This is a genomic window from Pseudonocardia sp. P1 (assembly GCF_000178675.2).
GTDB lineage: Bacteria > Actinomycetota > Actinomycetes > Mycobacteriales > Pseudonocardiaceae > Pseudonocardia.
The window spans coordinates 815,662-831,906 of record NZ_ADUJ02000001.1; the positions used below are offsets into that span (position 1 = coordinate 815,662).

Annotated in this window: 14 protein-coding genes; 3 read left to right on the forward strand and 11 right to left on the reverse strand. The window is 75.8% G+C overall.

Features of this window, described 5'->3' with window-relative positions; all coding sequences use genetic code 11:
* Positions 1 to 8: 8 nt before the first annotated feature.
* The 5 genes from PP1_RS03275 to PP1_RS03295 are packed head-to-tail and all read right to left on the reverse strand — an operon-like array spanning position 9 to position 4,477.
* On the reverse strand, positions 9 to 701 hold the full coding sequence (locus PP1_RS03275; protein ID WP_010236909.1) for a phosphonatase-like hydrolase: 693 nt from the start codon (positions 699 to 701) through the stop codon (positions 9 to 11).
* Positions 698 to 1,528, reverse strand: coding sequence for a phosphonate ABC transporter, permease protein PhnE (phnE, locus tag PP1_RS03280; RefSeq protein ID WP_010236912.1), 831 nt, complete (start codon positions 1,526 to 1,528; stop codon positions 698 to 700). The genes PP1_RS03275 and phnE overlap by 4 nt, the downstream gene beginning before the upstream one ends.
* Positions 1,525 to 2,334 carry a phosphonate ABC transporter ATP-binding protein gene (locus PP1_RS03285; protein WP_212592100.1) on the reverse strand — a complete coding sequence of 270 codons (810 nt, stop codon included), beginning with the start codon at positions 2,332 to 2,334 and terminating at the stop codon, positions 1,525 to 1,527. Before PP1_RS03285 ends, phnE begins: the two co-directional genes overlap by 4 nt.
* The gene (locus tag PP1_RS03290; RefSeq protein WP_010224014.1) at positions 2,331 to 3,242 is read right to left on the reverse strand and encodes a phosphate/phosphite/phosphonate ABC transporter substrate-binding protein; all 912 of its coding nucleotides are present in this window, start codon (positions 3,240 to 3,242) and stop codon (positions 2,331 to 2,333) included. The genes PP1_RS03285 and PP1_RS03290 overlap by 4 nt, the downstream gene beginning before the upstream one ends.
* Positions 3,242 to 4,477, reverse strand: coding sequence for a TIGR03364 family FAD-dependent oxidoreductase (locus PP1_RS03295; RefSeq protein ID WP_170918867.1), 1,236 nt, complete (start codon positions 4,475 to 4,477; stop codon positions 3,242 to 3,244). Before PP1_RS03295 ends, PP1_RS03290 begins: the two co-directional genes overlap by 1 nt.
* 123 nt (positions 4,478 to 4,600) lie before the next feature.
* On the opposite strand from PP1_RS03295, the gene PP1_RS03300 reads away from it, so the two are divergent.
* Positions 4,601 to 5,335, forward strand: coding sequence for a GntR family transcriptional regulator (locus PP1_RS03300; RefSeq protein WP_010224010.1), 735 nt, complete (start codon positions 4,601 to 4,603; stop codon positions 5,333 to 5,335).
* 463 nt (positions 5,336 to 5,798) lie between these two features.
* On the opposite strand, the gene PP1_RS03305 is transcribed toward PP1_RS03300, so the two are convergent.
* Positions 5,799 to 6,926: a zinc-binding dehydrogenase gene (locus tag PP1_RS03305; protein ID WP_075314182.1), complete on the reverse strand. Its 1,128-nt coding sequence runs from the start codon at positions 6,924 to 6,926 to the stop codon at positions 5,799 to 5,801.
* Positions 6,927 to 7,070: 144 nt separating this feature from the next.
* On the opposite strand from PP1_RS03305, the gene hchA reads away from it, so the two are divergent.
* Positions 7,071 to 7,952 carry a glyoxalase III HchA gene (gene hchA, locus PP1_RS03310; RefSeq protein WP_029239817.1) on the forward strand — a complete coding sequence of 294 codons (882 nt, stop codon included), beginning with the start codon at positions 7,071 to 7,073 and terminating at the stop codon, positions 7,950 to 7,952.
* 5 nt (positions 7,953 to 7,957) lie between these two features.
* Here the strand turns inward: hchA and PP1_RS03315 are convergent, their stop codons facing one another.
* The 3 genes from PP1_RS03315 to PP1_RS03325 are packed head-to-tail and all read right to left on the reverse strand — an operon-like array spanning position 7,958 to position 12,889.
* Positions 7,958 to 10,744: a molybdopterin-dependent oxidoreductase gene (locus PP1_RS03315; protein WP_075314181.1), complete on the reverse strand. Its 2,787-nt coding sequence runs from the start codon at positions 10,742 to 10,744 to the stop codon at positions 7,958 to 7,960.
* Positions 10,741 to 11,538, reverse strand: a complete 798-nt coding sequence (locus PP1_RS03320; RefSeq protein WP_010233194.1) for an FAD binding domain-containing protein — start codon at positions 11,536 to 11,538, stop codon at positions 10,741 to 10,743. The genes PP1_RS03315 and PP1_RS03320 overlap by 4 nt, the downstream gene beginning before the upstream one ends.
* A gap of 4 nt (positions 11,539 to 11,542) precedes the next feature.
* The gene (locus tag PP1_RS03325) at positions 11,543 to 12,889 is read right to left on the reverse strand and encodes an 8-oxoguanine deaminase (RefSeq protein WP_010233197.1); all 1,347 of its coding nucleotides are present in this window, start codon (positions 12,887 to 12,889) and stop codon (positions 11,543 to 11,545) included.
* 92 nt (positions 12,890 to 12,981) lie between these two features.
* Here PP1_RS03325 and PP1_RS03330 point away from each other — a divergent pair, with 92 nt between their 5' ends.
* Complete coding sequence (locus PP1_RS03330) at positions 12,982 to 14,514, forward strand: PucR family transcriptional regulator (protein WP_075314180.1); 1,533 nt, start codon at positions 12,982 to 12,984, stop codon at positions 14,512 to 14,514.
* A gap of 18 nt (positions 14,515 to 14,532) precedes the next feature.
* On the opposite strand, the gene yidC is transcribed toward PP1_RS03330, so the two are convergent.
* Both yidC and PP1_RS03340 read right to left on the reverse strand, forming a co-directional pair.
* Positions 14,533 to 15,441, reverse strand: coding sequence for a membrane protein insertase YidC (gene yidC, locus PP1_RS03335; RefSeq protein ID WP_010237600.1), 909 nt, complete (start codon positions 15,439 to 15,441; stop codon positions 14,533 to 14,535).
* Positions 15,442 to 15,891: 450 nt separating this feature from the next.
* Positions 15,892 to 16,239, reverse strand: a complete 348-nt coding sequence (locus PP1_RS03340) for a DUF6412 domain-containing protein (RefSeq protein WP_010237603.1) — start codon at positions 16,237 to 16,239, stop codon at positions 15,892 to 15,894.
* Positions 16,240 to 16,245 lie beyond the last annotated feature (6 nt).

A 16,245-nucleotide genomic window follows, 5' to 3' on the forward strand; every position in this document is an offset into this window, starting at 1 on the left:
GGTGTCGATCACGGCTCCCGACCGGCCCCCACGAGCTCGGGCAGCGCCGCGACGCCCGACACGACGTGGGTCGGCCCGGCCGCGGTGAGCTCGTCGCGGGTCTGGCCGCCGGTGAGGACACCGACGACCCAGCCGGCACCGGCCCGCCGCCCGGCCTCGACGTCGAGCACGGTGTCGCCCGCGGCGAGCACCCGGGCCGGGTCGGTGACCGCGGTCAGCGCCATCGCCCGGTGGATCATCGCCGGGTCGGGGCGGCCGGCGCCGACCTCCTCGGCGCACACGACGCCGTCGAGCTCCCCGGTGAACTCCGGGGGCAGCGACGCGAGCAGCGGGTCGGTGACCTGCCGGTCGAAGCCGGTGGTGAGCACGACCGACGTCCCGGTCGTGCGCAGCGCGGCGAGCGCCCCGGGTACCCCGGGGAGCGGGCGCGGCGGGGTCGCGGCGTAGGCGGCGGCGAGGCGGGCGACGAACGCGTCGTGCAGGTCCTCGATCCGGTCACGGCCGGTGAGCGCGGCGAGCGCCTCCCGCTTGTCGGCACCCATCCACCGGCGGATGTCGGCGGCGGAGGCGGGGTGCCCGGCGTCGGCGACGACGTCGGCGAGCACCCGGTAGACGGCGCCCCCCTCGTCCACCGTGGTCCCGGCGACGTCGAGGACGGCCAGGTGCGGGGTCGTCGGGTGCGGGGTCGGCTGGACGGTCATGCGGCACTCCCGAGGCGGCGGCGGACCAGCGCGGACAGCTGGTCGACGGCGACGATCAGCACGAGGACGACGAGGATGTGGGTCAGCATCTCGTCGAACCGGAACAGCTGGATCGACTGGTTGATCAGGAACCCGATGCCGCCGGCGCCGACGAGGCCGAGCACCAGCGACGAGCGGACGTTGACGTCGAAGCGGTAGAGCAGCAGGCCCACCAGCTGCGGGGTGACCGTGGGCAGCAGGGCGTGCGCGGCGACCTGCAGCCGTCCGGCGCCCGCCGAGCGCAGTGCGGTCGCGGGGCCCGGGTCGGCGTCCTCGATCGTCTCGGCCCACAGCTTGCCCATCACGCCGACGTTGTGGAACACGAGCGCGAGCACGCCGGGGAACGGGCCGAGGCCCACCGCGGTCACGAACACCAGTGCGAAGACGACGTCGGGGACCGCGCGCAGGAACGACAGCAGCCCGCGGGCGGCCTGGTAGACGACCGGGCCGGGCGCGGTGCCGCGGGCCGCGGCGAGCGCGAGCAGCAGCGCGAACGGGATCGACAGCGTGGTGCCGAGCAGCCCGATCCACAGCGTGACGAGCGCACCCTCCAGGCTCGGCCCGAGCACCTCCCACGAGACGTCGGGCGGGATCGACTCGGCCAGGAACTCCCCCATGCCGCCCGCGCCGTCGAGCAGCGACGCGAACGACATCTCGGTGGTGCGCCAGGCGATCACATGCACCACGAGCAGCACGGCGACGATCCCGGCGCCGAGGGCGAGCGTGCGCGGCTCGCGCCGCCGGGGCGGTACCGCGACGCGGCGGATCTCCGGTTCGGTGACGGTCACGACGCGGTCTCCAGTGCGGTGTCCTGCGGGGTGTCCACTGGGGTGTCCGGTGCGGTGTCGCCTGCCGGGTGGCCGGCCCGCTCCGCGGCCGGGTAGAGCGCGCCGACGTCCGTGCCGGGCGGCCCGTCGAGTGCGACGCGGCCGTCCTTCAGCCCGACGACGCGGTCGGCGTACCGCGCGGCGAGGCCCGGCTGGTGCAGGACGGCGAGCACCGCGAGCCGCTCGGTGTGCGCCAGCTCGGCCAGCAGGCCCAGCACCTGCTCGGCCGCCGCCGGGTCCAGCGCGGACACCGGCTCGTCGGCGAGCAGCACCCGGGCCCGCTGGCACAGCGCCCGGGCCACGGCGACCCGCTGCTGCTGCCCGCCGGACAGCGAACCGGCCCGGTCGTGGGCGCGGTCGGCGAGCCCGACCCGCTCCAGGCAGCCCATGGCCTCCTCCCGGACGGCGCGCGGGAACAGCGCCGGGACCAGCGACGAGCGCAGCGGCAGCCGCCCGAGGGCACCGGCGCAGACGTTCTCCAGCACGGTCCGCCGCTGCACGAGGTGGATCTTCTGGAAGACCAGGGCGACGTCGAGGCGGTCGCGCGGCTCCCCGCCGACCCGCACCTCGCCGCCCGCCCGTACGTCGCCCCCGTCGGTGACGAGCCCGGCGGCGGCCCGGAGCAGGGTGGACTTGCCCGAGCCGTTGGCGCCGAGCACGGCGAGCAGCTCCCCGGCCTCGACGTGCACGTCGACGTCGTGCAGGACCTCGCGGTCGCCGTAGCGGACCCGCGCACCGGTGACCCGGAGCATCGGCGTCGTCGTCATTCGACGTCCTCCTCGGTCAGGCCGAGCTTCTGCGCCAGCTCGAACAGGGGGGCGTAGGTCTCGTGGGTGACGGGCACGAGCTTCCCGGGCGGGTCGACGTCGAGCAGGGCACCGATCTCGCCGACGGCCTGCGCGTCGAGGTTCAGCAGGGCGTCGGTGACCGCGGCCTTGAACTCCGGCGAGGTGTTCCCGCGGACGGTGACCGGGTCGTTCGGGATCGGCGCGGACGTCCAGATCTGCCGGAACCGCGACGGGTCGAAGATCCCCGACTCGACCGCGGACGCGAGCTGCTGGGTGTTGATCTCCGCGGCGTCGACCTTGCCGTTGGTCAGCGCGAGGAGCGCCTCGGGGTGCCCGCCCGCGTAGTCGACGCGGACGTCACCCTCGCGCAGCCCGGCGTCGAGCAGGGCCTGGCGGGGCAGTGCGTCGCCCGAGGTGGAGCCGACGGCGCCGAGCGCCAGGGTGCGGTCGCGCAGCTGCGCGACCTCGCGGACGTCGGAGTCCGCGGGCACCCAGAGCCCGGCCGTGTAGGTCGACAGCGCACCGTCCGCGGTCCCGAACGACGCGACCGCCTCGGCACCGGCCCGCTGCTCGGCGAAGACGAAGCCGAGCGGGCCGAAGATCCCCAGCTCCAGCTCGTCGTTGCGCATGGCCAGGACCTCGGCCGAGTAGTCGTCGGTGACCTGCACCTCGACCGGGCAGCCCAGCCGGCGCTCCAGGGCGTCACCGAGCACCTCGGCGGCGGGGATCAGTTTCTGCGGGTCCTCGAAGGGTTCGACGCCCATCCGGATCCGGCCGTCCGGGCAGGTGGGCGAGGCGGCGGCGGAGTCCTCTCCGGACGGGCCGCCGCAGGCGGTGAGGCCGAGTGTCGCTGCCAGCAGCAGGCCGGCGAGCTGTCGGGGTCGCATCAGGGCTCCTCGGTGGAACGGGTGGCGGGGACGGCGGGCTGGTGCCGGTCCCGGAGGCTGTCGAGCACGGCCGGGGCGAGGCCGAACGCGGTGGTCATGCCGATCCCGGAGGTGACGGACACGGCCGTCGTCGCGGGCCCGGCCGGGCGGACGAGGAACTCGCCGGGGGCGTCGGCGTAGACGCCCTGCCAGCGACGGGTGACGCGCACGTCGGTCCCGAGCAGAGCCCGGGTCTCGGCGAGCAGCAGCTCGTCGAGGGACTCGTCGCCCCACGGTGCGGGTGTGCGGTCGTAGGCGTGGGTGTCCCCGACGACGAGGTCGCCGCCGGGCAGCTGGGTGAGCATGTGGTTGACGACGGCGTCGAGCAGCTCGGGCCGCTCGGTGCTCCACCGTGCGCGCAGCGCGGCCGCGCCCGCCGTCCCGGAGAGGGCCGGGTAGCGGAGCATCGAGCTGCCGGTGAGGACCGCGGGTCCGACCGTGACGGGCCTGGCCGTCCGGACCTGCAGCATCTGCAGGACGCACCGGCGCAGGCCCGCCTCGTCGGCCAGGTCCGGGAGGAGGCGGTCCAGGTCGTGACCGACGCACAGGAGGACCTGCCGGGCGCGGACGTCCCCGCGGCCGGTGCGGACGACGACGGGGCCGTCGTCGTCGGTGCCGGTGGACCCGGTGCCGGAGGATCCGGTGCCGATGGACCCGGTGCCGATGGACCCGGCACCACCGTCGATGCCGAGCAGCGGGGTCCCGAACCGGATCTCCGCCCCCGGCTGCTCCGCCAGCCAGGCGGCGACCGCACCGACCGCCCGGCGCTGCTCGACCCGCAGGTCCCGGGGCAGGAACGCACCCCCGTGCAGGCCGTCGCTGGCGACCGGGACGCGGGCGGTGACCCCGGCCGGGTCGAGCAGCTCGACGTCGTCGCCGCGCACGGACGCGAGCTCCTCCAGCGCCGCACGCTCCTCGCCGGACCGGGCGACCACGACGGTGCCGCACTCCGCGACGCCGAACCCGGCCTCCTTCCCGAGCCGCAGCCAGGTGTCCCGGCCGCGGGTGGCGTAGGCGAGCGCGTCGCCGGTCTGCGCGGTGAGGCAGCCGTGGCCGAAGTTCCGCACCGAGGCGCCGACGGCACGCTCGTCGCGCTCCAGCACGGTGACGGTCAGGCCACGCGCCACGGCCTCCACCGCATGGGCGAGGCCGACGACGCCGGCCCCGACGATCACGAGATCACTCGTCCGGGTCACGGCACCGACCGTGCCAGCGCCGCCGGGGTGGAGCAACGACTTGTCGATACAAGTCGACGACTGTTCACCTGCCATATCCGTGGAAGCCGTGCTCGGAGGCTGCGCACTTGTAGAGTCGGGCTCGTGGGTACACCGTTGCACCGGACCCTGGCCGACGAGCTCCGCGCGCGGATCCGCGGCGGCACGCTCGCCGTCGGGGAGATGCTGCCGTCGGAGGCGGAGCTGTGCCGGGAGTTCGAGACCTCGCGCGGCCCCGTCCGGCAGGCGCTGGCCGCACTGCGCGACGAGGGACTGATCGGCGGCGGGCAGGGCAGGCGGCCGGTGGTGCTCGACGCCGTGCCGGCGCAGCCCTTCGAGTCGTTCCTGTCCTTCACCCGGCGCGCGCAGCTGACCGGGCACGTGCCGGGCCAGCGGCTGCAGGAGATCGCCCTGCGCCACCCGGGCCCCGCGGTCGCCGCCGCCCTGCACCTCGACCCGGACGACTACGCGGTCCAGCTGATCCGCCTCCGGCTCCTCGACGACCGGCCCGCGATGCTCGAGCGGATGACCTACGTGGAGAAGGTCGGCCGCCCCCTGCTCGACGCGGACCTGAACGCGGGCTCGATCTACGCGCTGCTCACGGCGACCGGCGTCGACCTGCACGCCGCCCGCCACACCTTCGACGCGGTCGCCGCCGACGACCTGGACGCCGAGCTGCTCGGCGTCGAGGCCGGGCACCCGCTGCTGCGCGAGCGCCGCCTGACCTGGAACTCCGCCGGCGAGATCCTGGAGTGGTCCGAGGACCGCTACCGCCCGGACGTCGCGACGGTGACGATCACGAACATGCGGCACGGACGGGGCGCCGTGACCAGGGAGTAGCCCGGCCGGCTCACCGCGTGACCGCCGCCGACACCCCGGTTCCGACGGATCGCCCGCCGAGCAGCGGCGCCGGCACCGTCCGTCGCCCCGCTGCGGCTCACGACAGGCTCGGACCGAACGTGGCATTCTTTCCACGAGGCCCCCGACCGCGGACGTCCGCCGCCCCGAGGATCCGGGAATCGCTTCCTCGCGCAGCGATCTCAGCCGACCCCCTGCCGACAGCACCTCACGACCGGACCGGCTCGCACGAGCCCGGCGCCCTGTCCGGAGAGTCGCTGCCTCACGCAGCGATTCCCGCCGACCCCCGGAACCCGGCACCCGGCACCCGGCCCGCCCTTCCGTCCGACCGGCCGGCCCTCCAGGCTCTCCCTCCGGAGAATCGCTTACCCGAGCAGCGATCTCCGCGAGGACCCGACCTCACCGCACGAGCGGTCGTCGAGCCGGCCCCCTACGAACCGGCCGCTCAGGGCCGGACGCCCTGTCGCGGTGCCGCACCGGGTTCCCCGGCGGCGGCGAAGGCGGCGTCGATGTCGTCGAGGTCCCACGGACCGCCGGTGAGCTCGGCGAACGGGAACCGGGCGTGCTCGGCGGCGAGGAACCCGACGGCCGTGGCGAGGTGCCGGGGCGCGTAGTTGTGCACGCCGACGACGGTGTGCAGCCCACGGACGACGCGCTCGGGATCCAGCGCGGCCGCGGGGCCGGGCGACACCGACCCGGCGAGGACGACGGTCCCGCCCACGTCCAGGTTGTCGAGACAGGTCTGCACGGCCGACGGAGCCCCCGACAGCTCGAGCGCCACGTCGACGCGATCGAAGCCCGGCGCGGCGGGAGCGCCCGGTGAGCCCGGTGCGCCCGGTGCGGCCGTCGCGGCCGGCGGTCCCGGCACCGCGGCCACCGCGCCGAACCGCAGGGCGCGGTCACGGCGGTCGGCGTGCGGGTCCACGACGACGACGTCCGCGCCGGCCCGGGAGGCCATCGCCGCGGCGGTCACGCCGAGCATGCCTGCCCCGGTGACGAGCACCCGCAGCCCGGCGGCGGACGGGCCGAGCCCGGCCGCGTCGAGCACCGCGGCGACCGTGGCGGTCGCGCACGAGGCGGGCGCGGCGACGGTGTCGGGCACCGCGTCCGGGACGACGACGGTCGCCGTCCCCGGGGCGAGCACGCAGTGGCTGGCGAACCCGCCGGTGAGGGGCCGGGTCTCGTCGAGCGGCTCGTGGCCGTACTTGTGCAGGTCGGTGCACTTCTGCGGGATCCCGCGCCGGCACCGGCGGCAGGACCCGCAGGACGCGGCGACCGACCAGACGACCCGGTCGCCGACCCGGACCGGGCTGCCGTCGACGTGCCGGGCCGTCGCGCCCGGGCCGAGGGCCAGCACCCGTCCGACCTGCTCGTGGCCGAGCACCCCGGGCGCGGGCGAGGGCCGGCGTCCGCGGGTGGTGTGCAGGTCCGAGCCGCAGACGGTCGCGAGATCGATCGCCACGAGGAGCTCGCCGGGTCCGGGCGTCTCCGGGAGCGGCGTGCCGACGACGCGGAACGGCTCCCCGACGCCGTCCCAGCGGGCGTAGCGGGCGGTGGGCTCGGTGACCGTCATGCACGGATGCTCGCACCCGCCCCCCGGACGGAGCGACCAACTTGTCTTTACAGGTTGGTGAACGGTCCGGCGTGGTTCCGCGGGCGGCCGGGCGGGTACGCCCGGACCGACCCCGTCCTCGACCCCGACACGTGCGAGGTTCTCGTGACCGACCAGGCGCCCCTGAGCAAGGAGCCGACGCCCGACACCGCCGAGCACGAGGCGTACTTCCCGTCGCCGTACTCGCTGGATGCCTACACCGCGCCGCGCACCGACTTCGACGGTCTCGCGACGGAGCGGCACGCGTGGACCGGTGGGCGCTGGAAGATCCTCGTCCTCGCCACCGACGAGCGCTACCTCCTCATGGGGAACGGCACCATGTTCTCCACCGGCAACCACCCGGTGGAGACGCTGCTGCCGCTGCACCATGTGCTCGGGGCCGGCTTCGGCGTCGAGATCGCCACGCTGACCGGCAACCCGGCGAAGTTCGAGTGGTGGGCCTACCCCGGCGAGGACGAGGCCGTGCGCAGCACCCGCGACGCCCTGCTGCCGCAGTGGCGGAAGCCGAAGTCGCTGGCCGACGTCGTCGAGCACGAGCTGGGCCCGGACTCGGACTACCTCGGGGTCTTCGTCCCCGGCGGTCACGGCGCCCTGTCCGGCCTGCCGTTCAGCACGGACGTGCGCGACACCCTGGAGTGGGCGACGGGCGCCGGTCGGCTCGTCGTGTCGCTGTGCCACGGCCCGGCCGCGTTCCTGTCGACCCGCATCGGCCGGGAGCGGTCGCTGTTCGAGGGCTACGAGATGTGTGTGTTCCCCGACGCGCTCGACGCCGGTGCGAACGTCGACATCGGCTACCTGCCCGGCCCGATGCCGTGGATGCTGGGCAGGGCCCTGCAGGACGACGGCGTCCGCGTCGTCAACGACGACATGTCCGGCCGCTGCACCACCGACCGTGACGTGATCACCGGGGACAGCCCGCTCGCGGCGAACGAGCTCGGCAGGCTCACCGCCACCGCGATGCTGGCGAAGGCACGCGAGCTCGGCTGACCCGGCTACCCCTCGGAAGCACCGGCCGCCAGCCGCCACACCCGGTCCCGGGTGAACGGCTGGTGGTACGGCCGCACCCCCAGCGCGCGTCGGATCGCGTTCCCGATCGCGGGCGCCACGGGGTTGTAGGGGGCCTCGCTCATCGACTTGGCGCCGAACGTGCCGAGCGCGTCCGAGGTCGCGGCGAACAGCACCTCGACCGGCGGCACGTCGGCCATCTGCGGGACCCGGTAGGTGCGGAACGCAGGGTTGAGCAGCCGGCCGTCGTCGCCGACGTACACCTCCTCGTACAGCGCGCTGCCGAGCCCCATCGCGGCACCGCCCTCGACCTGCCCGCGCAGCTGCTCGGGGTTGAGGACGGTGCCGGCGTCGACGGCCTGCACCGACCGCAGCACCCGTACCTCGCCCGTCTCGACGTTCACCGCGGCCCGGACGCCGTGCACGTTCGCCGTGATCGCCCGCTCCTCCCCCGGCTCGGTGCCCTCGCAGGTCAGCCCGCCGGGCGAGCCGGCCAGCAGCTCGTCGAAGCCGATCGGGCCGTCCGGCGTGCGGACGCCGTCGGCGTGCAGCTCCGCACCGGGACCGGCGAGGGTGTGGATCCGTTCCCGCAGCGCCAGCGCTGCCCGGTGCAGCGCCTTGCCCGCGACGGTCGTCCCGGCGGACGCGAACGCCCCGGTGTCGTAGCCGCACGCGTCGGTGTCGCCGTGGTGCAGCTCGATCCGGTCCGGCGTCGTCGCCAGCACGGACGCGACGACCTGGCGGTGCGTCGTCGTCGTGCCGTTGCCGAACTCCACGGTCCCGACGCCGAGCCGGTAACGCCCGCCGGGCAGCAGCGTCACCGAGGCGGTCGCGGCGTGCCCGAACGGCGCCATCGTCGTCATCATGCCCAGCGCCATGCCGTCGGCGGCCCGCCACTGCGGGCCCTCCGGCACGGGGTCCCCCGGGTCCCGGGCCAGCGCGTCCTGCACGAGGTCCAGGCACTGGTCCATGCCGTAGCTCGTCCAGTGCAGGTCGTGCTCGGGTTCCGGGTGATGCGCGACGTGCAGCGGGTCCCCGGCGCGCACCATGTTGATCCGGCGCAGCTCGAACGGGTCGGTGCCGAGCCGGATCGCGAGCTCGTCCATAGCGGACTCCACCGCGAGCAGCACCTGCCCGAGCCCGTACCCGCGGAACGCCCCGCTGGGCACGTTGTGGGTGTAGACGACCTCGGCGTCGAGGTGCTTGACCGGGCAGTTGTAGACGCTCACCGACTCGGCGACCGAATGGAACAGCACCCCGCGGGAGTGGTTGCCGTAGGCGCCGGTGTCGGACAGGACGTCGAGCTTCATCGCGGTGAGCCGCCCGGACGCGTCGGCGCCGAGCTCGACGCCCACCCGCATGGGATGGCGCAGCGCGGTGCGCTCGAACTCGTCGGCCCGGGTGAACTCGTGGACGACGGTGCGCCCGGTGCGCAGCACGGCGAGCCCGACGAGGTCCTCGGCGAACATCTCCTGCTTCCCGCCGAACCCGCCCCCGACCCGCGCGGTGTGCACCCGGACCCGGTCGGGGTCGAGGTCCAGCAGGCGCGCCAGCTCGGCGCGGGTGAGGAACGGGACCTGGGTGCCGGCGCGGATGTCGAGACGGCCGCGGTCGTCGAGCCGGCCGACCGCGCCGTGGCACTCCAGCTGGGCGTGGCTGACCCGCGACGTCCGCCAGGTCCCGGACACGGTGACGGCGGAGCCGCGCAGCGCCGCGGCGACGTCGCCGCCGTGCCCGCCGTGCAGGGCCAGGACGACGTTGCGGGAGGCGTCGTCGACCCGGTCGTCCGGCGTCCGGTCCGGGTGCACGAGCGGTGCACCCGGCCGGCGGGCCTCCTCCGGGTCGAGCACCGCGGGCAGGACGTCGTAGTCGACGGCGATCAGCCGGCAGGCCGCCTCGGCCTCGGCGGGGCTCTCCGCGACGACGGCGGCGACCCGCTGCCCGACGTGCCGGACGACGTCGTCGAGCATCCGGGTGTCGTCCGGGTCGTCGGTGCGGTGCTCGTGCCGGGCCGTGGAGTAGCGGGTCGCCGGGACGTCGTGGTGGGTCAGCACCAGGCGGACGCCCGGTGCGGCGCGCGCGGCGGTGGCGTCGATCGCGCGGATCCGGGCGTGCGCGTGCGGGGAGGCGAGGATCCGCAGGTGCAGGGCACCGGTGAGGTCGGTGTCGACGGTGAAGGGCTCCGCGCCGGTGACGATGCGCTCCGCGGCCGGGGGGCGCGCCGCGGTGCCGATGCTCCCGCCGTCGGGCGCGCTGCCGCACCCGGGGCCGGTACCGGGGCCGGACGCGGTCGCGCCGCCGTCCCGTGCCGCGCCGCATCCGGGCGCGTCCCCGGCGGCCGCGGCCCGCACCCCGGTCTCGATCGCCTCGCGGATCGACCGGTAGCCGGTGCAGCGGCAGAGGTTGCCCTTCATCCTGCGGGGCAGATCGTCGAGGTCGTCCTCGGTCAGCGTCGACGCGGTCACGATCTGCCCGGCCGTGCAGAAGCCGCACTGGAACCCGAAGCGGTCCACGAACGCCTGCTGCACCGGGTGCAGTCCCCGCTCGGTGGCGAGCCCGGACACGGTGGTGACCTCCGCGCCGTCGAGGCGCTGCGCGGGGATCAGGCAGGAGTGGACGGGGCGGCCGTCGAGCAGGACGGTGCAGGCGCCGCAGTCGCCGGCGTCGCACCCCTTCTTGACCTCGGAGTGCCCGTGCTCGCGCAGCAGGGTCCGTGTGCACTGGCCCGGGCGCGGCTCGCCGGACACCTCGACGTCGTTGATCCGGAACTTCATGCGGCGAGCTCCTCGTGGATCTCGGCCAGCAGGACGCCGCTGACCTGGCGCCGCCAGCCGGCCGTGCCGAGCGGATCGGTGTACCAGCCGTCCAGTGCGGCGACGTCGGCGCGCAGCCGCCCGGTGCCCGGCAGCGCCGGGTAGCGCAGCACCGTCGGTGCGGCCGTCGCGGCGGTGATGCCGAAGACGCAGCCGCCGTCGTCGTGCAGCCGCCCGGTCAGCACGGCACCGGACCGGCCCAGCTCGGCGAGGGCGATCTTCCGGAACGCGGTGCGGGCCGACAGCGCGTGCGCGGGCAGCTCCAGCGACCGCAGGACCTCGCCGGGGCGCAGCGCGTTCGTCCCGTTGCCGGTGACGAGCTGCGCGACGGGGACGCGGTACGTGCCGCCGTCGGGGGTCCAGACGAGCGCGACGCCGTCGAGCGCGACGCACAGCGCGACCATCCCGGCCGCGGCGAACGACCGGCAGACGTTCCCGCCGACGGTCGCGGTGTGCCAGATCTTGTACGACGCCAGCAGCGCGTGCGCGCACTGCGCGAGCAGCGGGCGCCCGGTGCGCTCCCCGAACGCGGCGAGCTCGGCGATCGTGCAGGTCGCGGCGATCTCCAGCCCGCCGTCCGGCCGGACGACGACCGGTTCCCAGCCCATCGTCGTCAGGTCGACCAGGCCGGTCGTGTCCGGCTGCGGCTCGGAGAACAGCCAGGTCCCGCCGCCGAGGATCCGCTCCCCCGGCGCCAGCGCGAGGTCGCCGCGCGAGCGGGCCCGGCGGAACGTCGTGACGGTGTGCAGGTCCATCCGCTCACCCGGCCTTCGCGACCAGGTCGCGGTGCACCGCCGCGCAGCGCTCGGCGACGGCGCCGGTGTCGATGGTGACGACCCGGTCCCGCTCGACGACGGTCCGGCCGTTCACCAGCAGCCGCTCCAACGGCGGCGCCGCACCGAGGACGAGCGCCGCGACGGGGTCGGCGATCCCGGCGTGCCCGAGCCCGTCGAGCCGCCACAGCGCGAGATCGGCGAGCTTGCCGGGCTCGATCGAGCCGATCTCGGCCTCGCGGCCGAGGACCGTCGCGCCACCGAGCGTGCCGAGCTCCAGGGCGGCGCGCACGGACAGCGCGGTCGGCCCGCCGACGGCGCGGGCGAACAGGACCGCGTGCTTGACCTCCTCCAGCAGGTTCGTGCCCTCGTTCGACGCGGCCCCGTCGACGCCCAGCCCGACCCGCGCACCGGCGTCGGCCAGGTCCCGGAGCCGGGCGATGCCGGCCCCGAGCCGCCCGTTGGAGGTCGGGCAGTGCGCGACGCCGGTGCCGGAGGCACCGATCGCCTTCACGGCGTCGTCGTCGAGGTGGACGGTGTGGGCGAACCAGACGTCCGGGCCCGTCCAGCCGAGACCGGCGACGTAATCGGTCGGGGAACAGCCGAACCGCTCGCGGCAGAAGTCCTCCTCGTCGGCGGTCTCGGCGAGGTGGGTGTGCAGCCGGACACCGAGGTCCCGGGCCAGCTCGGCGGACTCCCGCATGAGGTCGCCGGTGACGGAGAACGGCGAGCACGGCGCCAGCGCGATCCGCAGCATCGAGTCCGGCGCCGGGTCGTGCCAGCGGGCGACGGCGTCGGCGGACGCCGCCAGGATCGCGTCGCGGTCCTCGACGACGTGGTCCGGGGGCAGCCCGCCCGCGCTGCGCCCCAGGTCCATCGAGCCGCGGGTCGGGTGGAACCGCAGCCCCACCTCGGCGGCGGCGCGGATCTCGGCGCCGAGGACGTCACCGCCCTCGCGGGGGAAGACGTAGTGGTGGTCGGTCGAGGTCGTGCACCCGGACAGCGCGAGCGTCGCGAGCGCGCCGGTGGCACCGGTGTGCACGGCGTGCTCGTCGATCCCGGCCCACACCGGGTACAGCGTCGTCAGCCACTCGAACAGCGTGTGGTCGACGGCGAGCCCGCGGGTCACCCACTGGTACAGGTGGTGGTGGGTGTTGACCAGTCCCGGGGTGAGCAGGCAGCCGCGGCCGTCGACCACCCGGCCCGGCCCGGTGGGTGCCGGGCCCGGCCCCACGGCGGTGATCCGGTTCCCCTCGACGACGACGTGCCCGCCCGGGAACTCCTGCCCGCTGACGGTGACGACGTGCGCCCCGTCGATGACGATCCGCTCCATGTGCCCAGGGAACCGCTCCGGGGTCACAGGTAGAAGGCACCACCGTGACGAATCGTCGCCGTCCCCTGCCCGGACGGTTGTAGGTTCCTCCAATGCTGCTCTCCGAGCTGGTGGACCGCCGTGAGCTGCGACTGCGCGTGCTGCACGGCACCGCGGCGGATCTGGACCGTCCGGTGCGCTGGGTCTACACGACGGACCTGCCGGACCCGTCGCGCTACCTCGGCGGCGGCGAGCTGGTCGTGTCCGGCCTGGTGTGGCGGCGGTCGGCGGCCGACTCCGAGCGGTTCGTCGCGGCCGTCGCCCGGTCCGGGGCGGCCGCGCTCGTCGCGGGCGAGGCGGTGTTCGGGGAGGTCCCGGACGACGTCGTCGACGCCTGCCGCCGGCACGGCCTCGTGCTGATCGCGGTACCGGTCGACGTGTCGTTCGGAACGGTCACGGAGACGGTCGTCGGCGCGTTGTCCGCGGCCCGCGGCGACCGGCTCGCACACACGCTCGGGCGGCACCGGCGCCTGCTCGACGCGTTCGCGGGCGGCGCGGCGCTCACCGAGCTGGCCGGCTCGGTGTCCGCGGGTACCGGCCTGACCTGCCGGGTCCTGACGGCCGGCGGCCGGCTGCTCGCCGGTCCCCCACTGCCCGACGACGACCGGGACGCCGTCGTCGCGGCCTTCCTCACCGCCGGACGGCTCCCGGTCTCCGCCGGACGGCACCTGCTCGTCCCGGCCGCGCCGGGCACAGCGCGTGCGGAGAGCTGGCTGGTGGCGGCGGAGTCGGCCCCCGGCGACGATCCCGGCGGCCCGGGGCCCGAGGCGGTCGACGCCGTCGGGGAGCTGGCGGCGATCGCCGCGCTCGACCGGGCCCGGCGGCGGGAGGGCGTCGCGGTGGCCCGGCCGATCGCCGACGACGCACTGGCCCGGATCGCCGCCGGTGAGGGCGACCGGCCGGAGACGCGGGTCCGGCTGCGGCAGGCCGGGGTGGAACCCGACGGCACGCTCGTCGTACTCGTGCTGCGGGCCGACGGCACCCCGGACCCGGCGGGCACGGCGCACACCGTGCTGGTCGACGCGCTGGCCGGGGCCGGGCCGGCCGCCGTCGGGGTGCACGACGACGCAGCCGTCGCCGTGCTCGCGGACACCGGGGAGCCGGACCCGGTCCCCGCGGTGCTGGCCGCGCTGCACCGGCTCGGGCCGGGACTGGGCGGGCGCCGGCTGCACGCCGGGGTGTCGCGGCCGTCGTCCGCGGACGCCCTGTCCGGTGCGCTCGGCGAGGCCGGACACGCCGCCGGGCTCGCCGCGACCCGGCCCGGCCCGGTCGCGTCCGCCCGGGCCGGGGAGATCACCTCGCACGTGGCGCTGCTGGCCGGGGTGCCCGACGACGTCCGCCGCGGTTTCGCCGCCCAGGTGCTCGGCCCGGTGCTGGACCACGACGTCCGCTCCGGGACCGGGCTCGCCGAGACGCTCGCGACGTTCCTGGACGAGTCCGGTTCGTGGAGCAGGACCGCGGCGCGACTGCACCTGCACGTCAACACGGTGCGGTACCGGATCGGGCGGGTCGAGGAGCTCACCGGTCGTGACCTGGGCTCGTTCTCCGACCGCGTCGACCTGTACCTCGCGCTGCGGTCCCGGTGACGGGGTCCCGGTGACGGCTCAGCGCCGGGCGGCACCGGCCTTCCCCGGACGCACCGGCTTCGCACCCGGCCGCGGTGCACGGGCCCGCGCACGGGCGGGGGCGGGAGCGGCGACGACCGGGGCGGGCCGCCGGTCCAGCAGTCTCGTGATCACCAGCTGCTGCACCAGCGTCGCGAGGCTGCCGGTCATCCAGTACAGCAGCAGCGCGATCGGCACCGGGAAGAACAGCCCGCCCACGAGCACGCCGAGCGGCGCGACCCACGGCATCGCGGCCAGCACCCGTCCGACGCCCGCGGGCTGTCCGCTGGGGTCGACCCGGGCGAACCGCATGCTCAGGTGGGTGCAGACGGCGGCGAGCACCGCCAGCGGCACGACGACCGCGGCCACCGCACCGGCCGCGACCGGTGCCCCGCCGAACGACGCGAGCTGGTCGGCGGGCATCGTCAGCCACGCCGACAGCGGCGCCCCGAACAGCCTGGCCTGCAGGAACGAGGCGACCTGGTCGGGTCCGAACGCGTAGTTGGCGATCGCCGCGTTCTGCTCGAAGCTCAGCCCGGGGCGGTTGAACGAGCGCAGGACGTGCAGCAACGCGACGAACACCGGGATCTGCAGCAGCGCCGTCCCGAGCCCGGCGACCGGCGACGAGCCGTGCTCGCGGTGCAGCGCGGCGGTCGCCTCGGCGAGCCTGCGGGAGTCGTGGCGGTGCTTCTCCCGCAACGCGGTGAGCTGCGGGCCGAGCGCACGCGTGATCCGCGCCGACCGCATCCGGCTCCAGGCGGGGCGCACCAGGAGCGCGCGCACGGTGAGCACGAGGAACACGACGGACAGCGCCCAGGCGAGGCCGGAGGCCGGGCCGAGCAGGGCACCGAACAGCTCGTGCCAGAGGCGCATGACGAAGGAGACGGGATAGTAGAGGAAGTCGAGCACAGGGAACTCCAGGGACGTCCGGTCGAAGGGCGGGACGGACGCCGGAGCAGGCGGATCGGCGGGGGCGCTGGCCCATGGCGCGGGCCGGCAGTGGCGCCGGGGGGGGCGGCGGTGGCGCGTAGGCCGCAGTGGCGCGCGAGGCCGGCGGTGACGCGGCCGGTGACGCGGGCGATGACGCGGGGCCGTGACGTGTGCGGCCGGCACACCGCCCGACAGCCCTGCGGGCCGCCGGGTACTTCCTTCCGGAAAATCGCTGCCTGAGGAAGCGATTCTCCGAACAGGACCACCCCCGTGGGGCGAGGAGCCACCGCGCCGGGCGCGACATCTGCGATCTCCACGCGTGTCGACAGCGCCGACGACACCGGCCGACGGCACCCGACCGCGACACCCGCGGACGAGACCCGACGAGACCCGACGGTCACCACCGGTCGTCGGCGGCTCCCGACCGGCTCAGCCGATCGTCTGCTCCAGCGGGACCGGGAACCCCGGTGCCCGGGGGCGCGGCCGCCCGTCGGCGTCGGGATCGCACTGGCGGGACGCACCGGCCCGGTGCGCGCTGCGGAGTGCCTCGCGGACGGGAGTCGTCGCCGTGGTCGCGACGAGACGGAGCGAGCCGAGCTCGCGCCCGCCGGTCCAGGCCAGGACGGCAAGCGCGACGACGGCGCCGACGAGTCCGGCGTCGCCGTCGACCGGGAGCAGGACCGGGACCAGCACCAGGAGCGACGCGAGCAGGGCCGCGAGCAGCACCGCCGCCGCGTCACGCACCCGGTCCACCCGGAACGCGACCCCCTCCACCATGCCCGC